The sequence below is a fragment of the Rhodococcus sp. ENV425 genome, assembly GCF_002887785.1.
In the GTDB taxonomy this organism is placed as follows: Bacteria; Actinomycetota; Actinomycetes; order Mycobacteriales; family Mycobacteriaceae; genus Rhodococcus; species Rhodococcus aetherivorans.
Genome location: NZ_PCZU01000203.1, coordinates 28239 through 30429 on the forward strand (window position 1 = coordinate 28239; position 2191 = coordinate 30429).

Genomic DNA, 2191 nt, shown 5'->3' on the forward strand with positions numbered 1-2191 from the left:
GCCGCCGTGGCAGCCCTTGCAGCCGGGCCGCGTCATGGCCTCGACGTAGTCGCTCGCGTAGGCCGCGAAGGTGGCGTCCTCGATCGCTGCGACGCTGCGCAGCGCGGCTTCGTCACCGGCGTCTAGGGTGAGCAGGGTCCGGGCCATCTCTTCGATGTTCATGGCGTCCGCCTTCCTGGGAGGTTCCGCCGTTCCCGGGACCGGGTAGGCGGGCGTCGATCCGACGTATCGATCGTCGACGACGGCGCCGCCCCCGGCCAGGCACCCCAGGGCGGGATCTGCCCACCCCTGCCGGTCAGACCTCGTTGTAGTAGGTCAGCTTCGGCGCACCCGCGAGCAGCGGACCGAGATCGGTGATCGCACCGGGCCCGGCCCGGAACTCGCGGTACGCGGCGTCGTGCTGCTCCGACTCCCACTTCTCCACGACCACCCAGCGGGCCTCGTTCGAACGGTCGGCGAGCACCTCGAGGCCCAGGCAGCCGCCGAACGCGCGGGTTTCCTTCAGAACACGATCCATCAGCGCGCGGGCCTCCCCGAGCACGTCGGGCTTGAACTCGAGCTCCAGGAATGCGGTCAGTGCCATAGCTTCTCCTCGTGGACGAACTTGCGGGACAACACTTCCGGCGACGTCAGAAGATCGAGTAGCCGCCGTCGATCAGGGTGGACGATCCGGTCTGGAACGCGGACGCGTCGCTCGCGAGGTACACGGCGATGCCGGCGAAGTCCTCGGGAGTTCCCCACCGGCCCAACGGTACCCGGGAAATAACGTGCGTGGTGAACGATTCGGAGCCCTGGAGCGGTCCGGTCATGTCGGTGGCGATCCAGCCGGGCAGCACGCTGTTGACGCGGATGCGGTGCCGGGCGAGTTCCACCGCGCACCCGTTGGCCAGGGCCAGGACCCCTGCCTTGGTGGCGGCGTAGGCCTGATTGCGCCCGGCGCCCTGGATCGCACCCAGGCTGGAGGTGACGATCACCGATCCGCCGGTGCCCTGGTCGACGAGCACCCTGGCCGTCTCGCGCAGGGTGAAGTACGCCCCGTCGAGGTTGGCGGCCGTCACCTTCCGGTAGTCCTCGGTACTCGACTCGACGAACTTGACGAGGGGCACACCGATTCCGGCGTTGACCACGACGACGTCGAGGCCGCCGAGCTCCGCGACCGTCGCGGCGACACCGTCGCGCACGGCCTCCTCGTCGGACACGTCCACCGATCGGGTCACCACGCGCGCCCCGGTCGTCGCGAGATCGGCCGCCGCCTTCTCGAGGCGTTCGGCGCCGCGGCCCCACAGCGCCACGTCGGCACCTGCGGAGGCGAGCCCGCGCGCCATGCCCAGCCCGATTCCGGCCGAGCCGCCGGTGACCAGTGCCCGCTTGCCGGACAGATCGAACATGGTGTCTCTCCTTCGGATACGGGGTGGATCAGGCGTATTCGGCGGCGATGTCGCGTCCGATGATCTCCTTCATGATCTCGGTGGTGCCACCGTAGATGGTCTGGATGCGGGTGTCGACGTAGGCGCGGCCGATGGGGTACTCCATCATGTAGCCGTAGCCGCCGTGCAACTGCACGCACCGGTCGACGACGCGCTTCTGCAGCTCGCTGGCCCACCATTTGGCCTTGGCGGCGTCGACCGCGGTCAGCTCGCCCGCGTTGAGCGCCAGGACGCACCGGTCGATGTGCGAGCCGGTGACCTCGATCTCGGTGAGCATCTCGGCGAGGGCGAAGCGGGTGTTCTGCAGGTCGCCGATCGGCTTGCCGAACGCCCTGCGTTCGAACACGTAGTCCTTGGTCCACTCGTACGCCGCCCGCGCGGCCGCGATCGCGGCGACGGCGATGGAGAGGCGCTCGAGGGGCAGGTGCTCCATCAGGTGGAAGAATCCCTGCCCTTCGGTGCCGAGCAGGTTCGCGGCCGGCACCCGCACGCCCTCGAAGGACAGTTCGGCGGTGTCCTGCCCGGCCAGGCCCACCTTGTGCAGCTTGCGGCCGCGGGAAAAGCCCGGCATGTCGCGTTCGACGACGAGCAGGGAGAATCCGCGGGCACCGGCGTGCGGGTCGGTGCGGGCGACGACGATGACCAGATCGGAGTGGATACCGTTGGTGATGAACGTCTTCTGCCCGGTCAGGATCCAGTCGTCGCCGTCGCGCACGGCGGTGGTCTTGACGGCTTGCAGGTCCGAGCCGGTGCCGGGTTCGGTC

At 69.3% G+C, this 2191-nt stretch carries 3 protein-coding genes; all 3 read right to left on the bottom strand.

Annotated elements, in window-relative coordinates; genetic code table 11:
- Positions 1 to 295: 295 nt before the first annotated feature.
- Complete coding sequence (locus CQZ88_RS16940; protein ID WP_102800072.1) at positions 296 to 583, bottom strand: putative quinol monooxygenase; 288 nt, start codon at positions 581 to 583, stop codon at positions 296 to 298.
- 46 nt (positions 584 to 629) lie between these two features.
- Positions 630 to 1388 (bottom strand): SDR family NAD(P)-dependent oxidoreductase, encoded by a 759-nt coding sequence (locus CQZ88_RS16945; RefSeq protein WP_029546948.1) that lies wholly within the window; start codon positions 1386 to 1388, stop codon positions 630 to 632.
- A 28-nt stretch (positions 1389 to 1416) separates the two neighbouring features.
- Positions 1417 to 2191, bottom strand: a 775-nt coding sequence (locus CQZ88_RS16950) for an acyl-CoA dehydrogenase family protein (RefSeq protein WP_258008636.1), incomplete at its 5' end; no start/stop codon positions are given.

Bases quoted from the DNA above. Each gene is read 5' to 3' on its own strand.
- CQZ88_RS16940 (WP_102800072.1), bottom strand. From the start codon at position 583: ATGGCACTGACCGCATTCCTGGAGCTCGAGTTCAAGCCCGACGTGCTC.
- CQZ88_RS16945 (WP_029546948.1), bottom strand. From the start codon at position 1,388: ATGTTCGATCTGTCCGGCAAGCGGGCACTGGTCACCGGCGGCTCGGCC.